General features: G+C 36.1%; 22 protein-coding genes. 21 read left to right on the top strand and 1 reads right to left on the bottom strand.

Annotation, left to right across the window (positions count from 1 at the left end; translation table 11 throughout):
* The first annotated feature begins 212 nt into the window (after positions 1 to 212).
* The 9 genes from CDZ89_RS12135 to CDZ89_RS12095 all read left to right on the top strand — a co-directional run bounded on the left by CDZ89_RS12135 (position 213) and on the right by CDZ89_RS12095 (position 10,417).
* Positions 213 to 1,088, top strand: a complete 876-nt coding sequence (locus CDZ89_RS12135) for an aspartate carbamoyltransferase catalytic subunit (protein WP_157842730.1) — start codon at positions 213 to 215, stop codon at positions 1,086 to 1,088.
* A gap of 12 nt (positions 1,089 to 1,100) precedes the next feature.
* A complete protein-coding gene (locus CDZ89_RS12130; protein ID WP_100333743.1) occupies positions 1,101 to 2,390 on the top strand; it encodes a dihydroorotase in 1,290 nt (429 codons plus the stop codon).
* Positions 2,387 to 3,487, top strand: a complete 1,101-nt coding sequence (locus tag CDZ89_RS12125; protein WP_096154702.1) for a carbamoyl phosphate synthase small subunit — start codon at positions 2,387 to 2,389, stop codon at positions 3,485 to 3,487. Before CDZ89_RS12130 ends, CDZ89_RS12125 begins: the two co-directional genes overlap by 4 nt.
* Positions 3,472 to 6,687 carry a carbamoyl-phosphate synthase large subunit gene (gene carB, locus CDZ89_RS12120; protein ID WP_100333742.1) on the top strand — a complete coding sequence of 1,072 codons (3,216 nt, stop codon included), beginning with the start codon at positions 3,472 to 3,474 and terminating at the stop codon, positions 6,685 to 6,687. Before CDZ89_RS12125 ends, carB begins: the two co-directional genes overlap by 16 nt.
* A complete protein-coding gene (locus CDZ89_RS12115) occupies positions 6,684 to 7,460 on the top strand; it encodes a dihydroorotate dehydrogenase electron transfer subunit (RefSeq protein WP_096154700.1) in 777 nt (258 codons plus the stop codon). The genes carB and CDZ89_RS12115 overlap by 4 nt, the downstream gene beginning before the upstream one ends.
* Positions 7,457 to 8,398, top strand: coding sequence for a dihydroorotate dehydrogenase (locus CDZ89_RS12110; RefSeq protein ID WP_096154699.1), 942 nt, complete (start codon positions 7,457 to 7,459; stop codon positions 8,396 to 8,398). The genes CDZ89_RS12115 and CDZ89_RS12110 overlap by 4 nt, the downstream gene beginning before the upstream one ends.
* Positions 8,370 to 9,086 (top strand): orotidine-5'-phosphate decarboxylase, encoded by a 717-nt coding sequence (gene pyrF / locus CDZ89_RS12105; protein ID WP_096154698.1) that lies wholly within the window; start codon positions 8,370 to 8,372, stop codon positions 9,084 to 9,086. The genes CDZ89_RS12110 and pyrF overlap by 29 nt, the downstream gene beginning before the upstream one ends.
* The gene (gene pyrE, locus CDZ89_RS12100; protein ID WP_096154697.1) at positions 9,083 to 9,715 is read left to right on the top strand and encodes an orotate phosphoribosyltransferase; all 633 of its coding nucleotides are present in this window, start codon (positions 9,083 to 9,085) and stop codon (positions 9,713 to 9,715) included. Before pyrF ends, pyrE begins: the two co-directional genes overlap by 4 nt.
* A 432-nt stretch (positions 9,716 to 10,147) precedes the next feature.
* On the top strand, positions 10,148 to 10,417 hold the full coding sequence (locus tag CDZ89_RS12095) for a hypothetical protein (protein WP_096154696.1): 270 nt from the start codon (positions 10,148 to 10,150) through the stop codon (positions 10,415 to 10,417).
* A gap of 47 nt (positions 10,418 to 10,464) precedes the next feature.
* On the opposite strand, the gene CDZ89_RS12090 is transcribed toward CDZ89_RS12095, so the two are convergent.
* Positions 10,465 to 12,174, bottom strand: coding sequence for an Rqc2 family fibronectin-binding protein (locus CDZ89_RS12090; protein WP_100333741.1), 1,710 nt, complete (start codon positions 12,172 to 12,174; stop codon positions 10,465 to 10,467).
* A gap of 155 nt (positions 12,175 to 12,329) precedes the next feature.
* On the opposite strand from CDZ89_RS12090, the gene CDZ89_RS12085 reads away from it, so the two are divergent.
* From CDZ89_RS12085 to CDZ89_RS12030, 12 genes are all read left to right on the top strand, one after another.
* Positions 12,330 to 15,014 (top strand): calcium-translocating P-type ATPase, SERCA-type, encoded by a 2,685-nt coding sequence (locus tag CDZ89_RS12085; protein ID WP_100333740.1) that lies wholly within the window; start codon positions 12,330 to 12,332, stop codon positions 15,012 to 15,014.
* 138 nt (positions 15,015 to 15,152) lie between these two features.
* Positions 15,153 to 16,034 carry a YicC/YloC family endoribonuclease gene (locus CDZ89_RS12080; protein ID WP_096154693.1) on the top strand — a complete coding sequence of 294 codons (882 nt, stop codon included), beginning with the start codon at positions 15,153 to 15,155 and terminating at the stop codon, positions 16,032 to 16,034.
* 58 nt (positions 16,035 to 16,092) lie between these two features.
* Positions 16,093 to 16,356: an extracellular matrix/biofilm regulator RemA gene (gene remA, locus CDZ89_RS12075; RefSeq protein ID WP_096154692.1), complete on the top strand. Its 264-nt coding sequence runs from the start codon at positions 16,093 to 16,095 to the stop codon at positions 16,354 to 16,356.
* Positions 16,357 to 16,370: 14 nt separating this feature from the next.
* Positions 16,371 to 16,985, top strand: coding sequence for a guanylate kinase (gmk, locus tag CDZ89_RS12070; protein ID WP_096154691.1), 615 nt, complete (start codon positions 16,371 to 16,373; stop codon positions 16,983 to 16,985).
* Complete coding sequence (gene rpoZ / locus CDZ89_RS12065) at positions 16,986 to 17,219, top strand: DNA-directed RNA polymerase subunit omega (protein WP_096154690.1); 234 nt, start codon at positions 16,986 to 16,988, stop codon at positions 17,217 to 17,219.
* A 131-nt stretch (positions 17,220 to 17,350) separates the two neighbouring features.
* Positions 17,351 to 18,547, top strand: coding sequence for a bifunctional phosphopantothenoylcysteine decarboxylase/phosphopantothenate--cysteine ligase CoaBC (coaBC, locus tag CDZ89_RS12060; RefSeq protein WP_096154689.1), 1,197 nt, complete (start codon positions 17,351 to 17,353; stop codon positions 18,545 to 18,547).
* An 11-nt stretch (positions 18,548 to 18,558) separates the two neighbouring features.
* Positions 18,559 to 20,967: a primosomal protein N' gene (gene priA, locus CDZ89_RS12055; protein ID WP_096154688.1), complete on the top strand. Its 2,409-nt coding sequence runs from the start codon at positions 18,559 to 18,561 to the stop codon at positions 20,965 to 20,967.
* 18 nt (positions 20,968 to 20,985) lie between these two features.
* A complete protein-coding gene (gene def, locus CDZ89_RS12050; RefSeq protein ID WP_096154687.1) occupies positions 20,986 to 21,459 on the top strand; it encodes a peptide deformylase in 474 nt (157 codons plus the stop codon).
* A gap of 5 nt (positions 21,460 to 21,464) precedes the next feature.
* On the top strand, positions 21,465 to 22,409 hold the full coding sequence (gene fmt / locus CDZ89_RS12045; protein ID WP_096154686.1) for a methionyl-tRNA formyltransferase: 945 nt from the start codon (positions 21,465 to 21,467) through the stop codon (positions 22,407 to 22,409).
* A 1-nt stretch (position 22,410) separates the two neighbouring features.
* Positions 22,411 to 23,748: a 16S rRNA (cytosine(967)-C(5))-methyltransferase RsmB gene (rsmB, locus tag CDZ89_RS12040; protein WP_096154685.1), complete on the top strand. Its 1,338-nt coding sequence runs from the start codon at positions 22,411 to 22,413 to the stop codon at positions 23,746 to 23,748.
* Positions 23,749 to 23,751: 3 nt separating this feature from the next.
* The gene (gene rlmN, locus CDZ89_RS12035; protein WP_096154684.1) at positions 23,752 to 24,843 is read left to right on the top strand and encodes a dual-specificity RNA methyltransferase RlmN; all 1,092 of its coding nucleotides are present in this window, start codon (positions 23,752 to 23,754) and stop codon (positions 24,841 to 24,843) included.
* Positions 24,844 to 24,848: 5 nt separating this feature from the next.
* Positions 24,849 to 25,604: a Stp1/IreP family PP2C-type Ser/Thr phosphatase gene (locus tag CDZ89_RS12030; protein WP_096154683.1), complete on the top strand. Its 756-nt coding sequence runs from the start codon at positions 24,849 to 24,851 to the stop codon at positions 25,602 to 25,604.
* Positions 25,605 to 25,608 lie beyond the last annotated feature (4 nt).

Here is a 25,608-nt window from a genome sequence, read left to right as displayed (position 1 = left end):
CGAAGGATATGCTAATACATGCTCCTTCCAATAAGCTTCTTTAAAACATGCTTTTAAACACCCTATTCAAGATGAATAGGGTGTTTTTTATAAGGATTCATTAGTAATACTACTTGATATATAAAACTTAGAGTGCAGCGGAAAGGAACAAACAAGTTATTGTATCTAAAAAAAGTATGAGAAAAGAGACTTAAAAAACAGGAGGGATGAACGTGAAGCATCTACGAACGATGAGTGACCTTACAGTCGATGAGATCTATGTATTAATTAAAGAAGCAATCCAATTCAAGAATGGCGAAACTTGGAATGTAGACGAACAAATTTTCGTATGCAACTTATTTCACGAGGCAAGTACAAGAACAAAAAGTAGCTTTGAAGTAGCCCAAAGAAGTTTAGGGATGGAAGTTATACCTTTTGAAGTATCTACATCAAGTGTACAAAAAGGCGAAACATTATACGACACCGTAAAAACACTTGAGATGATCGGAGTAAATGTATTCGTTATTCGCCATAGTGAAGAAAACTACTTTCATCAACTAGAAGGAATACAAGGAGCTATCATCAACGGTGGAGATGGTTGTGGAAATCATCCAACTCAATCATTACTTGATTTAATGACAATTTTTGAAGAATACGGAAAGTTTGAAGGCTTAAATATTACGATTTGCGGAGATATTTTACACAGTCGTGTTGCTAGGTCAAACGCGGAAATATTACAAAAGCTTGGCGCAAACGTTACATTTGTTGCACCAGAAAAATGGCAAGATCCAACTTATAACACAGAACAATATATATCAATAGATGAAGCAGTGAAAAATGCAGATGTCCTCATGTTGCTAAGAATTCAACATGAACGCCATACAGACCAAAATAATGAGGCAACAAATTATCATAAGGAATATGGGTTAACGATTGAAAGAGAATTAGTAATGAAAGAAGGAAGTATCATTATGCATCCTGCTCCAGTTAACAGGGGAGTTGAAATAGATAGCAGCTTAGTAGAATGTGAGCGTTCTAGAATTTTTGAACAAATGAGAAATGGAATGTTTATGAGAATGGCAGTTTTAAAAAGAGCGATGGAACAATAAGGGGGAAAAAACATGGCAATCTTAATTAAAAACGGCGCAATGGTAACAAACAATGGAGAATTGACAAAAGTAGATGTAAGAATAGAAGGCAACATTATTTCAGAAATAGGCATTAACTTACAGGTGAAGGAAGATAGTCAAGTAATAGACGCTATGAACAAACTAGTCGCTCCAGGTTTTATCGATGTACATGTTCATTTAAGAGAGCCGGGTGGAGAGAAAAAAGAAACAATTGATACAGGAACATTGGCTGCTGCTCGTGGAGGTTTTACTACAATTGCTGCAATGCCAAACACTAGACCAACTCCTGATACGAAAGAACAATTAGAGTGGCTACATAAAAGGATAGAAGAAACGGCTCATGTCCGAGTTTTACCGTATGCTTCTATTACAACAAGACAGTTAGGGCAAGAACTTACGAATTTTGAAGAGTTAAAGAATGCAGGAGCATTTGCGTTTACAGATGATGGGGTAGGAGTACAAAGTGCTGCAATGATGCTTGAAGCGATGAAAAAAGCAGCAAAACTAAATATGGCAGTAGTAGCACATTGTGAAGAAAACACGTTAATAAACAAAGGTGCAGTTCACGAAGGTACTTTTTCTGAAAAATATAATTTAAACGGTATTCCATCCGTATGCGAATCTGTTCATATCGCAAGAGACGTATTATTAGCAGAAGCTGCCAACTGTCACTATCATGTTTGTCACATAAGTACAAAGGAGTCTGTTCGAGTAGTTAGGGATGCAAAAAGGGCTGGTATTCAAGTTACAGCGGAAGTTACACCACATCACCTTCTACTATGCGAGGATGACATCCCTGGTCTTGACACTAACTACAAAATGAACCCTCCTCTAAGGGGAAAAGAAGATAGAGATGCGTTAATTGAGGGGTTGTTAGATGGAACGATAGACTTCATCGCAACGGATCATGCACCACATACTGCAGAAGAAAAAGCGGAAAAGATAGAGTTAGCACCATTTGGAATTGTTGGATTAGAAGCTGCATTTCCATTACTTTACACAAACTTTGTTCAAAAAGAAATTTTTACATTAAAACAGCTTATTGATTGGATAACGGTAAAACCTGCATCAACGTTCCGATTACCATATGGTTCAATAGAAGTTGGGAAATTTGCAGATATTACCATCTTGGATCTAAACCATAAGGAAAACATCGACACAGAAAATTTCTTATCAAAAGGAAAAAATACTCCGTTTGGAAACTGGAATTGCCAAGGATGGCCAGTTGTAACAATAGTAGATGGAAAAGTAGTGTGGGAGAAAGGGAGTGTTCTAGCGTGAATAGACAACTAGTATTAGAAGATGGAACTTTTTTCGTAGGAAAAGCATTCGGAAGTTTGGAAGACAGTATTGGTGAAGTAGTTTTTAATACAGGGATGACAGGTTATCAAGAAATATTGTCCGACCCATCGTATTGTGGTCAGATTGTAACACTGACTTATCCACTAGTAGGAAACTACGGAATAAACCGTGATGACTTTGAATCTATCCATCCTGCGATTAAAGGTTTTGTTGTAAAAGAAGTGTGTGATTACCCATCAAACTTCCGCAACCAGTGGACATTAGACGAGTTTTTTAAAGCAAAAAAAATACCAGGAATATCTGGGATTGATACAAGAAAATTAACTCGAATTATTCGCCAACATGGAACTTTAAAAGGTGCTTTTGTTTCGAGTAATGCGAATAGACAAGAGGTTATAGAAAAATTAAAGTCAATTCCATTACCTACTAACCAGGTGGAGCAAGTTTCTACAAAGACAGCATATCCTAGCCCAGGCCGAGGGTACCGAGTAGTACTAGTTGACTTTGGAATGAAGCACGGAATTTTAAGAGAATTAAATAAACGTGGTTGTGATGTAGTAGTTGTACCGTACAACATAACTGCGGAAGAAGTAATGCAATTAAGTCCAGATGGAATTATGCTTTCAAACGGACCTGGTGACCCAAAAGATGTACCGAAAGCGATTCAAATGATTAAAGAATTAATTGGTCAAGTGCCAATCTTCGGTATTTGCTTAGGGCATCAGTTATTTGCACTAGCATCTGGAGCAAACACAGAGAGACTAAAGTTCGGTCATCGCGGATCAAACCATCCTGTTAAAGATCTAAAATCAGGAAAAGTAGCAATAACTTCTCAAAACCATGGATATACAGTGGAAAAAGATTCGATAGAGAATACACGTTTAGAAGTGACCCATATCGCTTTAAATGACGATACAGTAGAAGGATTACGTCACAAAGATTATCCTGTGTTTACGGTACAATATCATCCAGAAGCAAGTCCTGGACCAGAAGATGCTAACTACTTATTCGATCAATTCATGGAATTAATTACTGAAACGAAGAAAGAAGGGGAACTTCTATGCCAAAACGTCTAGACATTCAAACAATCTTAGTAATTGGGTCAGGTCCAATTGTAATTGGGCAAGCAGCTGAGTTTGACTATGCTGGAACACAAGCATGTTTAGCCTTGAAAGAAGAAGGATATCGAGTGATTTTAGTTAACTCTAATCCAGCTACTATCATGACGGATACAGAGATTGCAGATAAAGTGTATATGGAACCTTTAACAGTTGATTTTTTAAGCAGAATTATCAGAAAAGAAAGACCAGATGCATTAGTTCCGACTTTAGGTGGCCAAACAGGCTTAAACTTAGCAGTAGAGTTAGCAGATTCAGGTGTTTTAGATGAGTGTAACGTGGAGATATTAGGTACAAAACTCTCCGCTATTAAAAAAGCCGAAGACAGAGAGCTTTTCCGTAATTTAATGAATGAATTAGGAGAACCGGTTCCTGAAAGTGAAATCATTCACTCTTTAGAGGAAGCACATGTGTTTGTTGAACAAGTTGGGTTACCAGTTATTGTTCGACCTGCTTACACATTAGGTGGAACGGGTGGAGGTATTTGTACAACAGAAGAGGAGCTTGTAGAAATTGTTACTAGCGGCATAAAGAATAGTCCTGTCAGTCAGTGCTTATTAGAAAAAAGTATAGCTGGGTTTAAAGAAATCGAATATGAAGTAATGCGAGACTCCAACGATAATGCAATCGTAGTTTGTAACATGGAAAACATTGATCCAGTTGGTATTCACACAGGTGACTCCATTGTTGTTGCACCAAGTCAAACATTAAGCGATCGAGAGTACCAGCTTTTACGTAATGTATCGTTGAAAATTATTCGCGCTTTAGGAATAGAAGGTGGTTGTAACGTCCAATTAGCGTTAGACCCTGATAGCTTTAACTATTATATTATCGAAGTTAATCCACGTGTAAGTCGCTCTTCAGCACTCGCATCAAAAGCAACAGGCTACCCTATTGCTAAATTAGCAGCGAAGATTGCAGTGGGACTTACTTTAGATGAAGTGAAAAACCCTGTGACAGGTAAAACGTATGCTTGCTTTGAGCCAGCACTTGATTATATCGTTACAAAAATCCCACGCTTCCCATTTGATAAGTTCGAATCAGCAAACCGTCGTTTAGGTACGCAAATGAAAGCAACAGGTGAAGTAATGGCAATTGGACGTACTTTTGAGGAGTCCATCTTAAAAGCAGTGCGCTCTTTAGAAGCTAATGTCTATCACTTGGACTTAGAAGGTGTATCAGATTTCACAGATGAAATGGTAGAAAAACGAATAAGAAAAGCTGGTGATGAGCGTTTATTCTATGTTGCAGAGGCAATGAGAAGAGGCGTGACTAATGAAACGATTCATGATTGGAGTAAAATAGATTTATTTTTCCTACAGAAAATAAAAAACATTTTAAACTTTGAAGTAGAAATAAAGGAAAATCCTTTTAACATAGCAACTTTATACGCAGCAAAACAAATGGGCTTTAGTGATATTGCAATCTCAAACTTATGGGATACAACAGAAAGAGATATTTATGAATTAAGAAAACAAGAAAACATCCAACCTGTTTATAAAATGGTAGATACGTGTGCAGCGGAGTTTGAATCTGAAACACCATACTTTTATGGGACATATGAAGAAGAAAATGAATCCATTGTTACGGAGAAAGAAAGTATTGTTGTATTAGGTTCAGGGCCAATTCGTATCGGCCAAGGAGTAGAATTTGACTATGCAACGGTGCACTCCGTATGGGCAATTAAAGAAGCGGTTTATGAAGCAATTATTATTAACAACAACCCAGAAACAGTGTCTACTGACTTTAGTATTTCCGATAAGCTATACTTCGAACCGCTAACAGTAGAAGACGTGATGAACATTATTGATCTTGAAAAACCCAAAGGTGTTGTTGTTCAGTTTGGTGGTCAAACAGCCATAAATCTTGCGAGCGAACTAGCCGCAAGAGGGGTAAAAATACTTGGAACTTCTCTTGAAGACTTAGATCGAGCAGAAAATAGAGATAAATTTGAACATACGATTACGACGCTTGGAATTCCACAACCTAAAGGTAAAACTGCCACTTCCATAGAAGAAGCTTTGTTAATTGCAGAAGATATCGGATATCCTGCACTAGTTAGACCTTCATACGTTCTAGGTGGAAGAGCAATGCAAATTGTATATAACACAGAAGATTTACTTTATTACATGAAGAGTGCTGTAAAAGTGAATCCAGAACACCCGGTATTAATTGATAAATACATGATTGGAAAAGAGATTGAAGTTGATGCCATTTCAGACGGTAAAGATGTATTTATTCCTGGAATCATGGAACATATAGAAAGAGCAGGAGTTCACTCTGGAGACTCCATAGCCGTGTATCCGCCACAAACATTATCTGATGAGATAAAAAATGAAATCATTGATTATACAATTAGACTTGCTAAAGGTTTAAACATTATCGGTCTATTAAACATTCAATTCATTATCTTTAAAGAAAAAGTATATGTAATCGAAGTTAATCCTAGGTCAAGTAGAACAGTACCGTTTTTAAGTAAAATTACAGACGTTCCAATGGCGAATATTGCGACTCGTGCCATTCTTGGAGAAAGCTTGGAAAGTCAAGGGTATTACACTGGTATACAGTCTGAAACGAAAGGTGTATTTGTAAAGGTTCCGGTTTTCTCCTTTGCAAAATTACGTAACGTGGACATTACGCTAGGCCCTGAAATGAAATCAACCGGTGAAGTAATGGGGAAAGACGTTACCCTCGAAAAAGCGTTATACAAAGGTTTAGTAGCTTCAGGAATGAATATTAAAACATATGGATCTGTATTGTTCACGGTAGCTGATAAAGACAAAGAAGAAGCATTAGTACTAGCGAAGCGATTCCATAAAATTGGTTATAAAATTTTAGGTACAGAAGGAACTGCTAGTCACTTCCAAGCAGCAAATATTCCTGTAACGGTTGTAAATAAAATTGGAGGAGAATCACCAAACTTAATAGACATTATTCGTAACGGTGAAGCGCAATTTGTTATTAATACATTAACAAAAGGAAAGCAACCAGCTAGAGATGGATTTAGAATTCGTCGTGAGTCAGTTGAGAATGGAATTCCATGTCTTACTTCATTAGATACTACAGACGCAATTTTACGAGTTTTAGAGTCAATGACATTCACAATTGATTCCATTGATACATTAGAAATTCCTAGCAAGAAGGTGGCTTTAACATGAAAAAAGCTTGGATGACGGTAGTTGGTCAAAAAAATATTGCAAAGAATATTTATGAAATGACTTTAGAAGGGGAACTTGTTTCTTTCATGAAACAACCTGGACAATTTGTTCATATTAAGGTCGGAGAAGGGATTGACCCTCTTCTCCGTCGTCCAATAAGCATTGCTAAGATAAATAAAGAGAATAGTAGATTTACGATAACGTATCGAGTAGAAGGTAAAGGAACAAAGGTCTTATCTAAGAAAGTAGTTGGGGATAGAGTAGACGTGTTAGGTCCACTTGGGAATGGATTTGATATCCATTCCATTCCAACTGGTGAAACAGCCCTTATTGTAGGTGGCGGCATTGGTGTACCACCACTATTAGAACTATCCAATCAGTTGAATACTCGTGGTGTCAAAACTATTCATGTTCTAGGATTTCAATCTGAAACTGATATTTTTTATGAACAAGAATTTCTTAACTTGGGAGAAACATATATAGCTACTGTCGATGGAACATTCGGTACGAAAGGGTTTGTGACTAATGTGTTGGAGGAGTTAAATCCAACGTTCCACACGCTACTATCTTGTGGTCCTACACCGATGTTAAAAGCATTAGAGATGAAATATGAAGATAGAAATGTATACTTGTCCCTTGAAGAACGAATGGGATGTGGTATTGGAGCGTGCTTTGCTTGTGTTTGTCACACACAGGAAGATCCAACTGGTTTCTCTTACAAAAAAGTATGTACGGATGGACCAGTATTTAAAGCAGGGGAGGTAGTTCTATGAATCGATTAAACATCCATTTACCAGGCTTGAACCTAAAAAATCCAATTATGCCTGCATCAGGTTGCTTTGGATTTGGTCGCGAGTATGCAAAATTATACGACTTAAGTAAACTTGGTGCGATTATGATTAAAGCTACGACAGAGTTACCGCGTTTTGGTAACCCAACTCCAAGAGTAGCAGAGACACCAGGTGGGATGTTAAATGCGATCGGACTTCAAAATCCTGGCTTACAAAAAGTAATGGAAGAAGAATTATCATTTTTAGAACAATTTGATGTTCCAATCATTGCGAATGTTGCTGGTTCCCAACTGGAAGATTATGTAGAAGTGGCTAAAACTATTTCAAAAGCTCGTAACGTACATGCATTAGAATTAAATATTTCTTGCCCGAACGTTAAAGAAGGTGGAATTGCTTTTGGTACTCAACCTGAAGTTGCTTATGCCGTAACAAAAGCAGTAAAGGAAGTTTCTGATGTTCCTGTTTACGTTAAACTTTCTCCTAACGTTACAAATATCGTGGAGATTGCAATGGCAATTGAGCGAGCAGGTGCAGATGGCTTAACGATGATTAACACATTACTAGGAATGAGACTAGACTTAAAGACAGGAAAGCCAATCTTAGCAAATGGAACTGGTGGATTATCCGGACCAGCGATAAAACCTGTAGCTATTCGAATGATTTACGAAGTAAGTCAAAAAGTAAACATTCCAATTATCGGTATGGGCGGAGTGGACTCGGTCGAAGATGTGTTGGAATTTTTCTATGCAGGTGCGAGTGCAGTGGCAATAGGAACAGCAAACTTTGTTGACCCATATATATGTCCTACTATCATTGAAGAACTACCTAACGCTCTTGACGAATTAGGAGTAAATCATATATCTGAATTAATCGGAAGGAGCTGGAAAACAGATGAACAAAGAACTTATAGTCGCGCTTGATTTCGCTTCCAAAGAAGAAGTAATGGAATTTCTAGAGTATTTCAAAGAAGAGAAGTTGTTTGTAAAAGTAGGAATGGAACTTTTTTATCAAGAAGGACCCACCATTATTAAAGATATTAAAGCGAAAGGTCATGCCATATTTTTAGATCTAAAACTACATGATATTCCTCACACTGTTTATAAAGCGATGAGAGGCATAGCTAAATTAGGTGTGGATTTAACAAATGTTCATGCTTCTGGTGGGAGCGACATGATGAAAGCAGCTCTTAAAGGGTTAGAAGAAGGATCTGTTAATGGAAAAAGGCCAGCTCTAATTGCTGTTACACAATTAACGAGTATGACAGAAGAACGTATGAAACAAGAACTATTAATTAATTCATCATTAGATGCTACAGTACTAGCCTATGCAAAAAATGCGAAAGAAAGCGGACTGGATGGAGTAGTCTGTTCCGCCAAAGAGGCTCCTCTTTTAGGAGAAGAACTAGGTGAAGGATTTTTGAAGGTTACACCTGGGATTAGATTAGCGGAAAACAATAATGACGATCAAGCAAGGGTTGTGACACCTATTCAAGCAAGTAAGCTTGGATCTACAGCAATAGTGGTTGGTAGAACGATTACGAAGGCAAATGACCCTAAAACTGCTTATGAAGAAGTATTAAGGCAATGGAGAGGGGTAGGAGTAAGATGAAAGAAATAGTGGCAGAACAATTATTGACGATCCGGGCAGTTTTCCTTCAACCAAATGATCCATTCACATGGTCATCTGGGATTAAATCACCAATATATTGTGATAACAGACTTACACTTTCCTACCCTGAAGTTCGTCAAACAATAGCTGACGGTTTAGCTCAACTTATAAAAGAGAATTACCATGATGTTGAAGTAATTGCTGGGACAGCTACTGCTGGTATACCACATGCAGCCTTTATCAGTGACCGTTTAAACATACCGATGTGCTACGTTAGAAGTAAAGCGAAAGAACACGGAAAAGGCAAACAAATTGAAGGTCTTGTACAACCTGGACAAAAAGTGGTCGTAGTAGAAGATCTAATATCTACTGGGGGAAGTGCAATCACTGCTGTAAAAGCGTTGAGAGAAGCTGGAGCTGAGGTACTAGGAGTGGTTTCGATTTTTACATACAACCTCCCAATAGGAAATGAAAACTTCCAGAAAAACGAAATAAAGTCTGTATCACTTTGTAATTTCGAAACACTTGTAAAAGTAGCAATTCAAAAAGGATATATTGAAGAAAGCGATAAAGAAAAATTAAACTTATGGGTACAAAATCCTTCTGATGAATCTTGGATAAATAATTAATTTTACAAAATGTTAAATATTTCTAATGGAATACGTTATACAATAAACTAAAAGTTAGCAATAGTCCTTGAGTTTATAAAACTAAGTAAGTTGATGATAGCACGAGGCGAGAGACTCCTCGAAAATGCTTCCGCATTTTCTTCGTGCGATGTAACACTCCGGAGCCTTCCTTGTTCTGCGGGAGAAGCGGATAAAGGGAGACCCCACAGGCGCCGTGCGCCGAGGAGGCTCCCGATACGCCGGCGGAAAGCGAGTGCCTCGTGCTATCATCAAAAGTTAGTACCTTTAAAACATGTAACCCATTTTTTCAATAAAGTAATTTTTTCACAAAAAGGCTGAAACATTCTTATGTCATTTTCGTCTTCTAGATTGGATATATTTAATATGTCGTAAATTATAATCGATGAAAAATAAGAATTGAGGTGATTCTTTATGTGGGAAATACCACTTTATTTAATAGTCCTGCCATTACTAACTATTTCATTTTCACTATTATGTGCAATCAAATATAGAAGATATTTTGTAGCACCTAGTATACTTTTTATTTCCTTTAACATTCCAACAATTATTATGCCTTTCATTACAAATGTAGGTTGGGCAGGTATTTTTGGCTGGGCAGTATTTTATACAGTCGTTTCATTATTAATTTCTTTAGTAATATGGAGCGTAAGAAAAACACAATATTCTCCTAATGTAGCTTAATATTTAAAGTGAAAAACCGCTCGTAATGAGAGAGCGGTTTTTTTGAATTATTTTTTCAGTCTAATAATTAATTCCTCATCAGGCGTTACATAAATGGTTTGTTGGTTGTCATATGTTACAAAACCTGGTTTTGATCCACTAGGTTTTTTTACATTTCTTATTTTTGTATAGTCTACAGGAACACTGCTTGATTGACGAGCTTTACTAAAGTAAGCGGCAATGGTTGCAGCCTCCATAATTGTTTTTTCACTAGGTTCTAAGTCTCGAATTACAACGTGTGAACCTGGAATATCTTTCGTATGAAACCATAGTTCATCACGGCGAGCAACCTTGTTTGTTAAATAGTCATTTTGTTTATTGTTTTTTCCTACTAAAATCTCCATACCATCGGTTGATTGATATTGTTCTAAAGTAGGCTTTTGAACTTTGTTCTTTTTGTTCCCCTTTTTTTGCTTTATCTTCAAGTACCCTTCTTCCATCAATTCTTCTCGGATTTCTTGAATGTCTTTTGGAGAGGAAGTTTCTAGTTGTTGACTTAATAATTCAAAGTAGTTTATCTCTTCTTTCGCTTTTTCTATTTGTACTATTACAATAGAAAGAGAGTTTTTTGCCTTTTGGTATTTTTGATAAAGTTTTTGTGCATTTTCAGAAGGAGTCAACCATGGAGACAGCTCAATCGTAACAGTAGTTCCATTCTCATCATAATAATTAACTACTTCAACTTGTTTATCTCCACGTTTTACATTATGTAGATTCGCAGTAAGTAATTCACCTTGTCGTTGGTATTTATCTGCTTTTTTTGCATCCTCTAAAGTTTGTTCAAGCTTATTAATTTTTTTCTTGTTTTTTTGTATTTCATTTTGAACATATCGTTCAAGGTCATTTGCTTGTTGTTTAACTCTGTCTCTGGAGGCTTTACCAAAATAAAATCTGTCTAACAACTCACTTAATGAAGAAAATAATTTTGTTTCTCCTTTTAAATGCTTTAAATCTATTAAGTAAAATGTTTCTTTATCATCTTTTGTAATAATTTGAGGTGATATTTCCCCATTGTTGATGGAGCTCATTAACGAGATAAAACTTTTCGGTAAGGAATCTCGATTGGCAATACCTGCTCTATGAACTGCTTCTTTTGCGAGTAATGGCGAAATACCAGCAAACTGACTAACAAGTTGTTTGTCTAATTTACCTCCGAAAAAATCCAGTCTCTGTTGCACTAATTCTTCCGTCGCTTCAAAAGGATGTAACTTTTCTTGCTCTGGAGGTAGTGTATATGTTTGTCCTGGGGTGATGCTTCGATAACGATTAACTGCCATCGGCACATGTTTAATACTCTCTAGAATCATGTTACGTTCTTTATCAACGAAGATAATGTTAGAATGTCTCCCCATAATTTCCACGAATAATTGTTTATAGGAAATATCGCCTATTTCATTTCTTGTTTTAAATTCCAACACAATAATTCGATCCATTCCTATTTGTTTAATAGAAGTTATAATACTTCCTTCTAGATGTTTTCTCAAAAGCATGCAAAACATTGGTGGTTCACTAGGATTTTCGTATGCTTCTTCTGTTATGTGCAGTCTTGCATAGCTTGGATGGGCGGAGATTAATAATTTTTGATTTTTTCCGTTTGCCCGAATTGTAAGAAGTAACTCATTTTTATAAGGTTGATATACTTTCGCTACTCTTCCGGTTTCTAGCTTTTCTTGTAACTCTTTTGTCATTCTATTTGTAAAAATTCCATCAAAGGACATAGATAAACTTCCTCTCTCATTGTACGGTAAGTAAATATTTATGTATTGTGATTGTCGTGGCAGAACGAGCCGCCTCTACTTTTTAATATTATATCATTTTTTTGGACGAGTCTGAATAAGCTTTGGTAGGTGGATTTTGTGAGGTGGGGGAGAATATGAAGTGGTATGAGTTAAAGGTAGATGAAGTAGAAGAAAGAATGAGCTCCAATGTCAAGGGTGGATTGAGTGAAAAAGAAGCAAAATCGAGACTAAAGCAATATGGACCGAACGAGCTTCAAGAAGCAGAAAAACAAAATGCGTTTTTTTTATTTTTAGAGCAGTTTAAAGATTTCATGGTTGTTGTTTTATTAGCAGCAACATTGATATCTGGACTTCTTGGTGAGTACATAGATGCCATTGCTATTATGGCGATTGTTTTAATTAATGGGTTTTTAGGTTTTTTTCAAGAACGAAAAGCGGAAAAATCACTCCAAGCATTAAAAGAACTTTCTGCGCCACAAGTAATAGTGCTCAGAGAAAGTGAATGGAGAAAAGTACCTTCAAAAGAGATTGTAGTTGGTGATATTGTAAAGTTTACAAGTGGAGACAGAATAGGTGCTGATATTCGAATTATTCAATCAAGCTCCCTGGAGATTGAAGAAAGTGCCCTAACTGGAGAATCTTTACCTGTAGTCAAAAAAGAAAATGCTATAAGTGGGGAAGATGTATCCATAGGCGATCAAGAAAATATGGCCTTTATGGGTACGCTTGTTACTCGTGGTAGTGGGGTAGGTATGGTCGTTGCAACAGGTATGCATACGGCAATGGGCCAAATTGCTGACCTAATTCAATCAGCTGAAACGATGATAACGCCATTACAAAGAAGATTAGAGCAATTAGGGAAAATTTTAATAACGGTTGCATTGCTTTTAACGTTATTAGTTGTTGTTGTAGGGGTTATTCAAGGTCAAGATTTATATGAAATGTTTTTAGCTGGTGTTTCATTGGCGGTAGCTGCTATTCCAGAAGGTTTACCTGCAATTGTAACTGTTGCACTATCTTTAGGTGTTACGAGAATGATAAAACAAAAATCCATCGTTCGAAAGTTACCAGCAGTGGAGACATTAGGATGCGCCTCTGTAATCTGTTCTGATAAGACTGGAACACTAACGCAAAATAAAATGAGTGTCACTAACATTTGGTCTGGTGGAAAAGCATGGACTGTATCAGGAATCGGTTATAATCCAGAAGGATCTTTTTGGATAAAAGATGATACGGTTGATGTGAAGAAAGAGAAAGAATTACAGCAACTGTTAACGTTCGGTATACTTTGTAATAATGCTAATATCGTAGAAAGAAATAATCAATACGTTCTAGATGGAGATCCGACGGAAGGAGCTCTAGTCGTTGCTGCAATGAAAGCAGGAATCACGAGACGAGTTATTGCCGACCAATTTGAGATCATAAAAGAGTTTCCTTTTGATTCTGACAGAAAAATGATGAGTGTAATCGTTAAAGATAAAGAGGGGAAATTGTTTGCGATAACTAAAGGTGCTCCTGACGTTGTCGCAAATATTAGTGAATCTATTTTATGGGAAGGAAGAAAAACATTTTTATCAGGAAAATATGAACAACTAGTAAAAGATGCTGTATATAATTTAGCGTCTGATGCATTAAGAAATATCGCCATCGCTTTCAAACCTTTACAACAATACAATGAAAATATTTCAGAGTTGGAAATAGAAAGAAATTTAACATTCATTGGAATACAAGGAATGATTGATCCACCTCGCCCTGAAGTATTTGATGCAGTTAAGGAGTGTAAAGAAGCTGGTATTAAGACGGTTATGATTACAGGAGACCACCTTGTTACAGCGAAGGCAATTGCTACCCAACTTGGTATTTTACCGATAGGTGGGAAAGTGTTAGATGGAAAATCGTTAACACAAATGACACAAGAAGAACTAGAAGAAGTGGTAGATGATGTGTATGTTTATGCGAGGGTATCTCCTCAACATAAATTGAAAATTGTGAAGGCTCTTCAGAAAAAAGGTCATATTGTAGCAATGACAGGTGATGGAGTTAATGATGCTCCTGCAATAAAAGCATCCGATATTGGAATTGCAATGGGTATTACAGGTACGGATGTAGCGAAAGAAGCATCTTCGTTAGTTCTTTTAGATGATAACTTTGCTACAATTAAATCTGCTATAAAAGAAGGCAGAAATATTTACGAAAATATTAGAAAGTTTATCCGATATTTATTAGCTTCTAATGTTGGGGAAATTTTAGTTATGTTATTTGCTATGTTGTTAGCACTTCCTTTACCATTAGTCCCTATTCAGATTTTATGGGTGAATTTAGTAACGGATGGACTTCCAGCGATGGCACTAGGGTTAGACCAACCGGAAGACGATGTAATGAAACGAAAACCTAGAAACCCAAAAGAGGGGGTTTTCGCTAGAGGTTTATGGTGGAAAGTTCTCAGTCGAGGCTTTTTAATAGGGTTAGTTACATTATTTGCCTTTATGATTTCTTACAGCCAAAATCCGGATAATTTACCGTACGCACAGACTGTAGCTTTTGCAACACTCGTTATGGCTCAACTTATCCATGTTTTTGATTGCCGAAGTGAAAAGTCGATTTTCCATCGTAATCCATTCCAAAATATATATTTAGTTTGGGCAGTAATCTCTTCAATTATCTTAATGTTAATTGTTATTTACTTCCCGCCGTTGCAGTCTATATTCCATACAGTATCTATTGATCCGAAAGAATGGTTATTAATTATGGGGATGGCATCTATTCCAACTTTCTTGTTAGTGGGTGCACTTTTCACGAAGAAAAATAAGATGAACTAAACAGGTTGTGTTATAATAAGAAAAGGTAGTAGAGTGGACTCTAGTGCCTTTTCTTTTTTGCTTTTAAAAAAAGGAAAACAATGCTATTATTAGGGTTGCTTTTAAAGTAGAATGATCGTTGGAAACGGATGTGAGTCTATGGTGAAAAGTATGACTGGATATGGTAGGGCTGTACACCGCAAAGATGAATACTTTGTGTCAGTAGAAATGAAGTCAGTAAACTCGCGTTTCTGTGAAGTTAGTTTAAAGATGCCTAAACAATTACTTTCAATGGAAGAAAAAATAAAAAAAGTAATTTATAATGATGTACATAGAGGAAGATTAGAAGTTTATATTACGTTAGAAGGACAACATATTACAGGTAAAGACCTTGAGGTTGATTGGGACTTACTAGATAAATACTTTCAAACGTTGCACAACGTTCAGTCAAAATATGGGTTGAACAATTCTATTGAAATATCGGACTTGTTACAAATAGAAGGTGTGTTTCAAGCTAAAGAAGTGGAAAAGATGGACGAACAAATAGAAAAACAGCTGTTAGATATGGTACATAAAGCAACTTATGAACTAGTCTCCATGAGAGAACAAGAAGGGTTACAACTTTCTAGAGATATAATGGCACAATTAAATGAAATGGAAAATTGCCTAATAGAAATCAAAAATCAAGCACCAATTGTTATTCAATCTTATCGTGAAAGACTAGAAAAGAAGCTTAAAGATTTTCTCGGTGATGATTATACGATAGAAGAGCAACGACTTTTAACAGAAGTAGCTATAATTACCGATAAAGCAGATATTAACGAAGAAGTGACAAGAATAAATAGTCATGTTCAACAAGTGAAAGAAACGTTAAATGCTGAGGGACCTGTTGGTAGGAAATTAGATTTCTTAGTGCAAGAATTAAATAGAGAAATAAATACTATTGGTTCTAAAGGGAACGACGCCATTATTTCTTCAAAAGTTGTAGAAATGAAAGCTTTACTAGAAAAAATGAAAGAACAAGTACAAAACATAGAATAATGTTGATTATCTTCGTTAATAAAGGATAGAATAGAGTTTGTGACTGAGGTGGGGGAAAATGAGTATTAAATTAATTAATATTGGGTTTGGAAATATCGTTTCAGCAAATAGAATTATTTCCATCGTTAGCCCAGAGTCTGCACCAATAAAAAGAATTATTCAAGATGCAAGAGACCAAGGGATGCTAATTGACGCTACATACGGCAGACGTACTAGGGCTGTTGTTATAATGGATAGTGACCATGTTATTTTATCCGCTGTACAACCAGAAACGGTTGCACAAAGGTTAGTAAATAAAGATGATATGAATGATGAAGGGTAGGTAGCAAAACTACTATGAGTGATCGCGGATTATTAATCGTCCTTTCTGGCCCATCAGGAGTAGGTAAAGGAACAGTAAGAAAAGCAATTTTTTCCCAAGATGATGTTCAATTTGAATACTCGATTTCAATGACTACACGTTCTCCGCGTGAAGGGGAAGTGGATGGTGTTGACTATTTCTTCCGTTCAAGAGAAGAATTCGAAAACTTGATTGAAGAAGATAAGTTTATTGAGTGGGCAGAGTACGTAGGTAACTTATATGGTACACCAGTCGATTACGTTGAAAAATGCCTTTCAGAAGGTAATGATGTGTTTTTAGAAATTGAAGTACAAGGCGCAATTCAAGTGAAGCGTAAGTTCCCTGAAGGTGTATTTATTTTCTTAATGCCACCGAGCTTGTCTGAGTTAAAGAACAGGATTGTAACTAGAGGTACTGAAACAGAAGATTTAATCAATAATCGAATGACCGTTGCAAAAGAAGAAATTGTCATGATGGATGAATACGACTATGTGGTAGAAAACGACCAAGTGGAACTTGCTTGTGAGCGTATCCAAGCGATTGTGAAAGCAGAACATTGTAAGCGTGAGCGATTAAGTGTGAAATATAAGAAAATGTTGGAGGCGAATTAAATGTTATACCCATCAATTGATTCATTAATGCAAAAGCTTGATTCTAAATATACACTAGTAACTGTGTCAGCAAAACGTGCGCGTCAAATGCAAATAGATAACGACCAAATGATTGCTAAAACGGTTTCATATAAGCCGGTAGGTAAAGCGTTAGAGGAAATAGATGCAAAATTATTAAAAGTTACTGCGGTGAAATCAACAGAGCGTAGCGAAGGAATCTTACACAATAAGTAAAATAACAACCTATTTTAGGTTGTTATTTTTTTCATAATTCAGTTGAAACAAAAAAGTAAAAAGGTAGCGTTTGTTCTAGATTGCGATTAAAATAATACATAGAAAATCATTATGGAAGATGGGGGATTAACATGTTGCAACATAAAAAAGTCCTTCTTTGTGTAACAGGAGGAATCGCAGTTTATAAGGCGGTTGATTTAACGAGTAAACTTGTTCAAGCAGGTGCAAGTGTTAAAGTTATCATGACACCATCTGCCCAAAAATTTGTAACTCCTTTAGCATTTCAGGCCCTTTCAAGAAATGACGTTTATATAGATACCTTCGATGAAAAAGATCCATCCGTTATTTCTCATATCGATTTAGCAGACTGGGCAGACGTAATCGTAGTTGCTCCAGCAACAGCAAATGTAATTGCAAAACTAGCGAACGGAATTGCAGATGACATGGTGACGACAACTTTGTTGGCTACCACTGCTCCTGTTTATATTGCACCTGCTATGAATGTACATATGTACGAACACGCAGCAGTACAGGCAAATATGAAAAAATTAATGACCTTTCATTACCAGTTTATCGAGCCAAATGAAGGATTTTTAGCTTGTGGATATGTTGGAAAAGGTAGATTAGAAGAACCGTTAACAATTGTAGAGAAGTTGAAAGAACATTTCTTAGATAAAGAAAAGTTATCTTCATTACAAGGGAAACTAGTATTAGTTACGGCAGGTCCGACAGTTGAAAAAATAGACCCAGTTCGTTTTTTAACGAATCACTCAACAGGTAAAATGGGTTATGCTGTTGCAGAGGCTGCGGCAAATTTCGGGGCGGAAGTAATACTAGTATCAGGCCCGACAACGCTACCTTTCCCAACTAATGTTAAAACAATACAAGTGCAGTCAGCTGAGGAAATGTATAAGGTCGTTCTATCTCATTACGACCGAGCAGACATAGTTATTAAATCTGCAGCGGTTGCTGATTATCGACCTAAAATAGTTCATTCACAGAAAGTGAAAAAGCAAAAAGGTGATATATCCATTGAAATGGAAAGAACAAAAGACATTTTAAAGACTCTTGGCGAAAACAAGCAACATCAAATATTAGTTGGATTTGCAGCAGAGACAAATGACCTTGAGACATATGCAAGACAAAAATTAACGAAGAAAAACCTAGACTTTATTGTTGCTAATAATGTCACGGAAAAAGGCGCAGGTTTTGGAGCAGACACTAATGTTGTGACCATTTTATCCAAAGATGGGGACGTAAAAAAACTTCCAATGTTAAGTAAAAAGGAAGTCGCTATAGAGATATTAAAAAGAATTACCGAAAAGTAGAGGGGATGTCTATGAGTTTTGCTAGTGTCATAGTGGATGTACCAACAAAACAAACGGACAGAACATTTGACTATGAAATTCCAGAAAAATGGGTAGATATTTTGCAGCCAGGAATGAGGGTTGTTGTTCCGTTTGGACCAAGATATGTACAAGGATTTGTTGTGCAAATTAAAGCGGAAACCTCTATCGATAAAACGAAGCCATTAAATGATGTGATTGACTTAAAGCCAGTTTTGACAAGGGAATTAATGCAGTTGGCTTTTTGGCTTAAAGATCAAACATTATGTTTTACAATAAGTGCCTTTCAAGTAATGCTTCCTGCAGCAATGAAAGCGAAATATGAAAAGTTATTATTAGCGAAAGATATTACGTTACTACCAATTGACATTCAGACAATATTTGAAAAGAAAAAGAGAATACCTTTTGATGAGTTGGAAAAAGAAATAGGCTTTTCGCTGTTAAAAAGTTTAGTGAAGGAAGATACACTAGAAGTTTATTATGGAGTAAAAGATAAAATATCCAAAAAAACGCAAAAAATTATTAGGGTTAATGTAGATAAAGAGGAGCTTAAACTTTTTATACAAACACTTTCTACTCAAGCGAAAGCTCAGCTAAAGTTAGTGTCCTTCCTTATCGAACAAGATAAAAGAGAATATTTGTTGAAAGAACTACTTCAAGATGCAAACGTGAATACACAAACTGTAAAAACGTTAGTTAATAAGGAACTATTATTAGAAGTAGACGAAGAAGTGTACCGAGATCCATATAAACATAAAACGTTTGAAAAATCGAACCCACTACCACTTACTGCTCAACAAGAAGATTCGATTAAGCCAATTTTGTCCTCTATAGAATCGGAACAGTATGCAAGTTATGTCATGTTTGGTGTAACTGGAAGTGGAAAAACTGAAGTATATATGCAATCGGTTGACGCAGTATTAAAAAAAGGGAAAGAAGCAATTATTTTAGTTCCAGAGATTTCATTAACTCCACAAATGGTTAATCGATTTAAATCCCGCTTTGGGAATGATGTAGCCGTTTTACATAGTGGATTAGGTACCGGTGAGAAGTATGATGAATGGAGAAAAATTCATCGAAAAGAAGTTAAAGTAGTAGTAGGAGCTCGCTCTGCTATCTTTGCACCTTTTGAAAATTTAGGCATTATTATTATAGATGAAGAACATGAAACGAGCTACAAACAAGAAGAAATGCCAAGGTATCATGCGAAAGACGTTGCTATGCGTCGTGGAGAGTATCATAACTGCCCAGTTGTGTTAGGAAGTGCTACACCTACATTAGAAACGTTTGCAAGAGCGAAAAAAGGTGTCTACCAATTACTCTCTATGGATAGAAGAATGAGTAATAAAGGGATGCCTGCAGTTGATATTGTTGATATGCGTGAGGAACTTAGGGAAGGAAATCGCTCTATGTTTTCACGAGCACTGTTAGAAAAACTTCAAGAGAGGCTAGACAGAAAAGAACAATCTGTCCTATTTCTAAATAAACGTGGCTATTCCTCCTTTGTTATGTGCCGTGAATGTGGGTATGTGGTGGAATGTCCACACTGTGATATTTCTTTAACGTACCACCGTAGTTCTAACCAGTTAAAATGTCATTACTGTGCTTACGAACAACCGGTTGTCTCCACCTGTCCTTCTTGTGAAAGTGATCATTTTCGGTTCTTTGGTACAGGCACACAAAAAGTAGAAGAAGAAATAAACAAATTATTACCTGAAGCAAGAGTTATTAGAATGGATGTTGATACAACTTCTAGAAAAGGTTCACATGAAAAGTTACTAGATAAGTTCGGAAATAAACAGGCAGATATATTACTTGGAACACAAATGATTGCAAAAGGATTAGATTTCCCTGACGTCACATTAGTAGGTGTGTTAACTGCAGATACAATGTTAAATCTCCCAGACTTTCGCGCCTCAGAGAAGACGTTTCAATTATTAACACAAGTAAGTGGTCGAGCTGGACGTCATGAATTACCAGGTGAAGTAATTATACAAACATACACACCAGAGCATTATGCTGTTCAATTAGCTAGTAATCATGATTATCTTTCTTTTTATATGAAAGAAATGATGATGAGAAAATTGCATCAATATCCTCCTTTCTATTTCACTGCCCTTGTTACGGTTTCTCATGAACAATTAACGAAAGTTGTTACAATAACGGAAAGAATAACGAATTATTTACAATTAAATTTATCTAGCAATGCCATTATTTTAGGACCTGTAGCCTCACCAATTTCAAGGATAAAAGATAAGTACAGGTATCAATGTATTATTAAATATAAAAAAGAACCAATGCTACAACAAACATTAAAAGGTATCTTAGAGAAATACCAACAACAAATGGGACAGGACAAACTTTCCATACAGATCGACCTTAACCCATATATGTTAATGTAAATAGAAAGAAGGAGAAAAATGATCCTGAAAATAGTTGAATATCCAAATGAAGTACTAGAAACAAAATGCGAACAAGTAGATGTGTTTGATAAAAAATTAAGTAAGCTCTTGGATAATATGTACGAAACGATGTTAGAAGCAGACGGAGTTGGACTAGCTGCCCCCCAAATTGGTATTACAAAACAAATTGCTATTGTAGACATAGACGATCACAACGGGAGAATGGACTTAATTAATCCTATTATCGTGTCAGCAGAAGGAGAACAAATAGGACCGGAAGGATGTCTAAGTTTTCCCGGATTATACGGTGAAGTAAAAAGAGCAGACTATGTAAAAGTAAAAGCTCAAAATAAGAAAGGTAAATTGTTTGAAATAGAAGCAAAAGGCTTTTTAGCTAGAGCAATTTTGCATGAAATTGATCACTTAAATGGCGTGCTTTTTACGAGTAAAGTGACAAAGTATTATGAAAAAGATGAATTACAAGAAGGGTGATCACAATGAAAAACATCGTTTTTATGGGAACGCCAGATTTTGCCGTACCAGTATTACAACAACTGTTGAAAGACAACTATAATGTTATTGCAGTCGTAACCCAACCAGATCGACCAAAAGGAAGAAAAAAAGAGTTAACACCTCCACCAGTTAAAGTAGAGGCGTTGAAGCAGGATATTCCGGTTTATCAACCTGAAAAAATTAGATTAGAAGAAGAGTATTCTAAAATTATTGATTTACAACCAGATTTAATTGTAACAGCAGCATTTGGGCAAATTTTACCAAAAGCTCTATTAGAAGCACCTAAATACGGTTGTATTAATGTACATGCATCCCTTTTACCGAAACTGCGTGGTGGTGCACCTATTCATTATTCTATTATTCAAGGTGAAAAGAAAACAGGCGTTACTATTATGTATATGGTAGAAAAATTGGACGCTGGTGATATTTTAACTCAAGTAGAAGTAGATATATTAGAAAAAGACCATGTAGGGACACTTCATGACAAATTAAGCGTCGTAGGTTCTCAATTATTATCAGAAACTCTTCCTAAACTATTCGCAGGAGAGTTAACGCCAATCAAGCAGGACGAATCAAAGGTAACATTTGCATATAACATAAAAAGAGAAGAAGAAAAAATTGACTGGTCCAATACGGGTGAGGAAATCTATAATCATATAAGAGGAATGCATCCTTGGCCTGTCGCTTACACATTACAGGATGAACAAGTCATGAAGATTTGGTGGGGCGAAAAAGTTCACTATGATAGCAAATTAGCTCCAGGTACAATTATCCAAATAGAAAATGATGGCTTTATCGTTAAAACTGGTAATAATATTGCTATTAAAGTTACCGAACTACAGCCTTCAGGGAAAAAACGTATGTCCGCTGAGCAATATTTAAATGGTGCAGGAGCATCACTTAAAGAGGGGACACAATTAGGAGAGTAAAATGAAAAACGTTAGAGAATTAGCATTAGAAGCACTTCTAAGTGTGGAAAAGAATCAAGCATATAGTAATCTACTGTTAAACAATTATCTCGATAAAAAGCAAATGTCAAAAAAAGATGCTGGGCTTTTTACTGAAATCGTTTATGGAACAATCCAACGAAAGTTAACGTTAGATTATTATTTACAACCATTTATTGAAAAACAAAAGAAAATGCAAGACTGGGTAAAAGTATTGTTACGGCTTTCCCTATACCAGATGCTTTATTTAGACAGAGTGCCTGAACGTGCGATTATTCATGAAGCGGTAGAAATTGCAAAATCCAGAGGGCATAAAGGAATTGCTGGAGTTGTAAATGGGGTATTACGTTCCATCCAACGAAATGGAGTAGCAAGTTTAGCAGAAATTACAGATCCGATAGAACGAATATCCATTTCTTCCAGTCACCCAAAGTGGCTTGTTGAAAAATGGGTGACCCAATATGGCGTTGAAAAAACGGAAGCAATGTGTTTATCCAATTTACAATCGCCATATCAAACTGCAAGGGTAAATGAAGTCAAAGGTACTGTTGATGAAGTTATCGTCAAATTAGAATCTGAAGGTTTTGAAGTTAGACGTGGTGACCTTTCTCCATTTTCAATTCTTTGTCTAAAGGGAAATTTAGCTCATTCAATCCTATTTAAAGAAGGTTATTTTACGATTCAAGACGAAAGTTCGATGTTAGTAGCTCCAACTTTAAATGTTTCTGAAAATGATTTTGTTTACGACAGTTGTGCAGCACCTGGAGGAAAGTCCACACATATTGCCGAATTATTAAAAGGTACAGGGAAAGTGATCGCTTCTGACCTTCATAAACATAAAATCGAGTTAATTAAAGAACAAACATTACGTCTTTCCTTAAACAATATTGAAACGAAAGTTTTAGATAGTAGAAAAGCTACTGAAAATTTCAAAGAAGAAAGTTTTGACAAAGTGTTAATTGATGCCCCATGTTCTGGTTTTGGAGTAATAAGAAGAAAACCAGACTTGAAATATACGAAGACGATGCAAGACGTGAACCAATTAGCGAAAATTCAACTAGATATATTATCCGAAGTTGCTCCATTAGTAAAAAAAGGTGGAACGTTAGTATATAGTACATGTACAATTGATAAAGAAGAAAACGAAGAAGTTGTACATGCGTTTTTAAAATTAAGAGAAGACTTTACGTTGGATGAAGATTTAAAACAATACATTCCACAAAAAGCTAAGGAATATGTAAACAATGGAATGTTGCAATTATTGCCACATTATTTCAATACAGATGGTTTCTTTATAGCTAGACTTAAAAGGCAGGTGTAAAAGATGGAACAAAATACAACAAGTGAAAAAACAAATGTAGAACTAAAGAAAAACCCGTCCATCTACTCTTTACAATTACACGAATTAGAAGAGTGGTTAGTCTCTCAAGGAGAGAAAAAATTTAGAGGTAAGCAAATTTTTGAATGGCTATATCAAAAACGTGTTACAACGTTTGAAGACATGACGAATTTATCTAAAACTTTACGTGATAAGCTAGCAGATCACTTTGTTTTAACAACATTAAAAACGATTATTCAACAAACTTCAGCTGATGGCACGATTAAATTTCTATTTGAGCTTCACGATGGGTATTCGATTGAAACGGTGCTAATGAGGCATGAATACGGCAATTCTGTTTGTGTAACGACTCAAGTCGGCTGTAGAATTGGTTGTACTTTCTGTGCTTCCACTCTTGGAGGACTAAAACGGAACTTAGAAGCAGGAGAAATTGTTGCTCAAGTTGTAAAAGTTCAACAAGCAGTAGACGAAATGAATGAACGTGTAAGTCATGTTGTTATTATGGGTATTGGTGAACCATTTGATAACTATGACGAAATGCTTAGCTTCTTGAAAATTATTAACCATGATGATGCTTTAAACATTGGTGCTCGTCATATTACTGTATCTACAAGCGGAATTATTCCGAAAATTTATAAGTTCGCAGATGAAAATATGCAAATTAACTTTGCAATTTCTTTACATGCGCCTAATAATGAAATTCGTTCAAGATTAATGCCTATTAACAAAGCGTATAAACTTCCTGAATTGATGGAAGCTGTACGATATTATATTAATAAAACAGGTCGTAGAATTAGTTTTGAATATGGTTTGTTCGGTGGAGTTAATGATCAAGTGGAACATGCAGAAGAACTGGCAAGACTTGTTAAAGGTGTAAAATGTCATATCAACTTAATTCCAGTTAACTATGTACCAGAGCGAGACTATGTAAGAACACCGAAAGAGCAAATTTTTGATTTCGAAAAGACATTAAAAAAATATGGTGTAAACGTAACGATTCGTCGTGAGCAAGGTCATGACATTGATGCTGCTTGTGGTCAGCTAAGGGCGAAGGAGCGTAAAGAAGAAACGAGGTGATCTAGATGAATAGTGTCTTTTTAACAGATATAGGGAGAATTCGTTCACACAATGAAGATAATGGGGGAATCTTTGTTAATAAAGACAATGAAGTGTTAGCAGTAGTATGTGATGGGATGGGGGGCCATCAAGCTGGTGATATTGCTAGTGCAAAGGCTGTAGAGCAAATAAAAACACTTTGGGAAGAAACATCCAACATCTCTTCACCAGATCATGCTGAAGTCTGGTTGACAGAAACAATTAGTCAAGTTAATAGTGAAATAAATTTATATGCCAATAAAAACGGTGACTGTTATGGAATGGGTACCACGGTTGTAGCGGCAGTTTGCGGAGATTCCTTTTTATCTATTGCTCATGTTGGAGATAGTAGAGGGTATATAACGATGAATGAAAACCTTAAACAGTTAACAGATGACCACTCTTTCGTATACGAACTTGTAAAGAGTGGTCAAATTACAAAAGAAGATGCAGAATTTCATCCTCGAAAAAATGTGTTATTACAAGCTTTAGGTACGGATAGTCATGTTAAAGTTGATGTCAAAACAATTGCAGTAGACGAAGATAGCACTCTGTTATTATGTTCGGATGGATTAACGAACAAGTTGAATGATAGGACAATATTTGAGGTCCTCCAGCATGCGGAAATGACATTAGGAGAAAAAGCAGAGAAATTAATTTCTATAGCAAATGAAAATGGTGGAGAGGACAACATTACTGTTGCAATTGTAGAACTATCTGTCACCGAAATAGAAAGAGGGTGATATT

Source organism: Bacillus alkalisoli (genome assembly GCF_002797415.1).
Lineage (GTDB): Bacteria > Bacillota > Bacilli > Bacillales > Bacillaceae_I > Bacillus_CD > Bacillus_CD alkalisoli.
The sequence above is the reverse complement of the archived record's forward strand: the minus strand, read 5'-3'. Positions and strand labels throughout refer to the sequence as shown.

Coding starts and splice junctions, on each gene's coding strand:
- CDZ89_RS12130 (WP_100333743.1), top strand. CDS start 1,101: ATGGCAATCTTAATTAAAAACGGCGCAATGGTAACAAACAATGGAGAA.
- carB (WP_100333742.1), top strand. CDS start 3,472: ATGCCAAAACGTCTAGACATTCAAACAATCTTAGTAATTGGGTCAGGT.
- CDZ89_RS12115 (WP_096154700.1), top strand. CDS start 6,684: ATGAAAAAAGCTTGGATGACGGTAGTTGGTCAAAAAAATATTGCAAAG.
- CDZ89_RS12110 (WP_096154699.1), top strand. CDS start 7,457: ATGAATCGATTAAACATCCATTTACCAGGCTTGAACCTAAAAAATCCA.
- pyrF (WP_096154698.1), top strand. CDS start 8,370: ATGAACAAAGAACTTATAGTCGCGCTTGATTTCGCTTCCAAAGAAGAA.
- pyrE (WP_096154697.1), top strand. CDS start 9,083: ATGAAAGAAATAGTGGCAGAACAATTATTGACGATCCGGGCAGTTTTC.
- CDZ89_RS12095 (WP_096154696.1), top strand. CDS start 10,148: ATGTGGGAAATACCACTTTATTTAATAGTCCTGCCATTACTAACTATT.
- CDZ89_RS12090 (WP_100333741.1), bottom strand. CDS start 12,174: ATGTCCTTTGATGGAATTTTTACAAATAGAATGACAAAAGAGTTACAA.
- CDZ89_RS12085 (WP_100333740.1), top strand. CDS start 12,330: ATGAAGTGGTATGAGTTAAAGGTAGATGAAGTAGAAGAAAGAATGAGC.
- CDZ89_RS12080 (WP_096154693.1), top strand. CDS start 15,153: ATGGTGAAAAGTATGACTGGATATGGTAGGGCTGTACACCGCAAAGAT.
- remA (WP_096154692.1), top strand. CDS start 16,093: ATGAGTATTAAATTAATTAATATTGGGTTTGGAAATATCGTTTCAGCA.
- gmk (WP_096154691.1), top strand. CDS start 16,371: ATGAGTGATCGCGGATTATTAATCGTCCTTTCTGGCCCATCAGGAGTA.
- rpoZ (WP_096154690.1), top strand. CDS start 16,986: ATGTTATACCCATCAATTGATTCATTAATGCAAAAGCTTGATTCTAAA.
- coaBC (WP_096154689.1), top strand. CDS start 17,351: ATGTTGCAACATAAAAAAGTCCTTCTTTGTGTAACAGGAGGAATCGCA.
- priA (WP_096154688.1), top strand. CDS start 18,559: ATGAGTTTTGCTAGTGTCATAGTGGATGTACCAACAAAACAAACGGAC.
- def (WP_096154687.1), top strand. CDS start 20,986: ATGATCCTGAAAATAGTTGAATATCCAAATGAAGTACTAGAAACAAAA.
- fmt (WP_096154686.1), top strand. CDS start 21,465: ATGAAAAACATCGTTTTTATGGGAACGCCAGATTTTGCCGTACCAGTA.
- rsmB (WP_096154685.1), top strand. CDS start 22,411: ATGAAAAACGTTAGAGAATTAGCATTAGAAGCACTTCTAAGTGTGGAA.
- rlmN (WP_096154684.1), top strand. CDS start 23,752: ATGGAACAAAATACAACAAGTGAAAAAACAAATGTAGAACTAAAGAAA.
- CDZ89_RS12030 (WP_096154683.1), top strand. CDS start 24,849: ATGAATAGTGTCTTTTTAACAGATATAGGGAGAATTCGTTCACACAAT.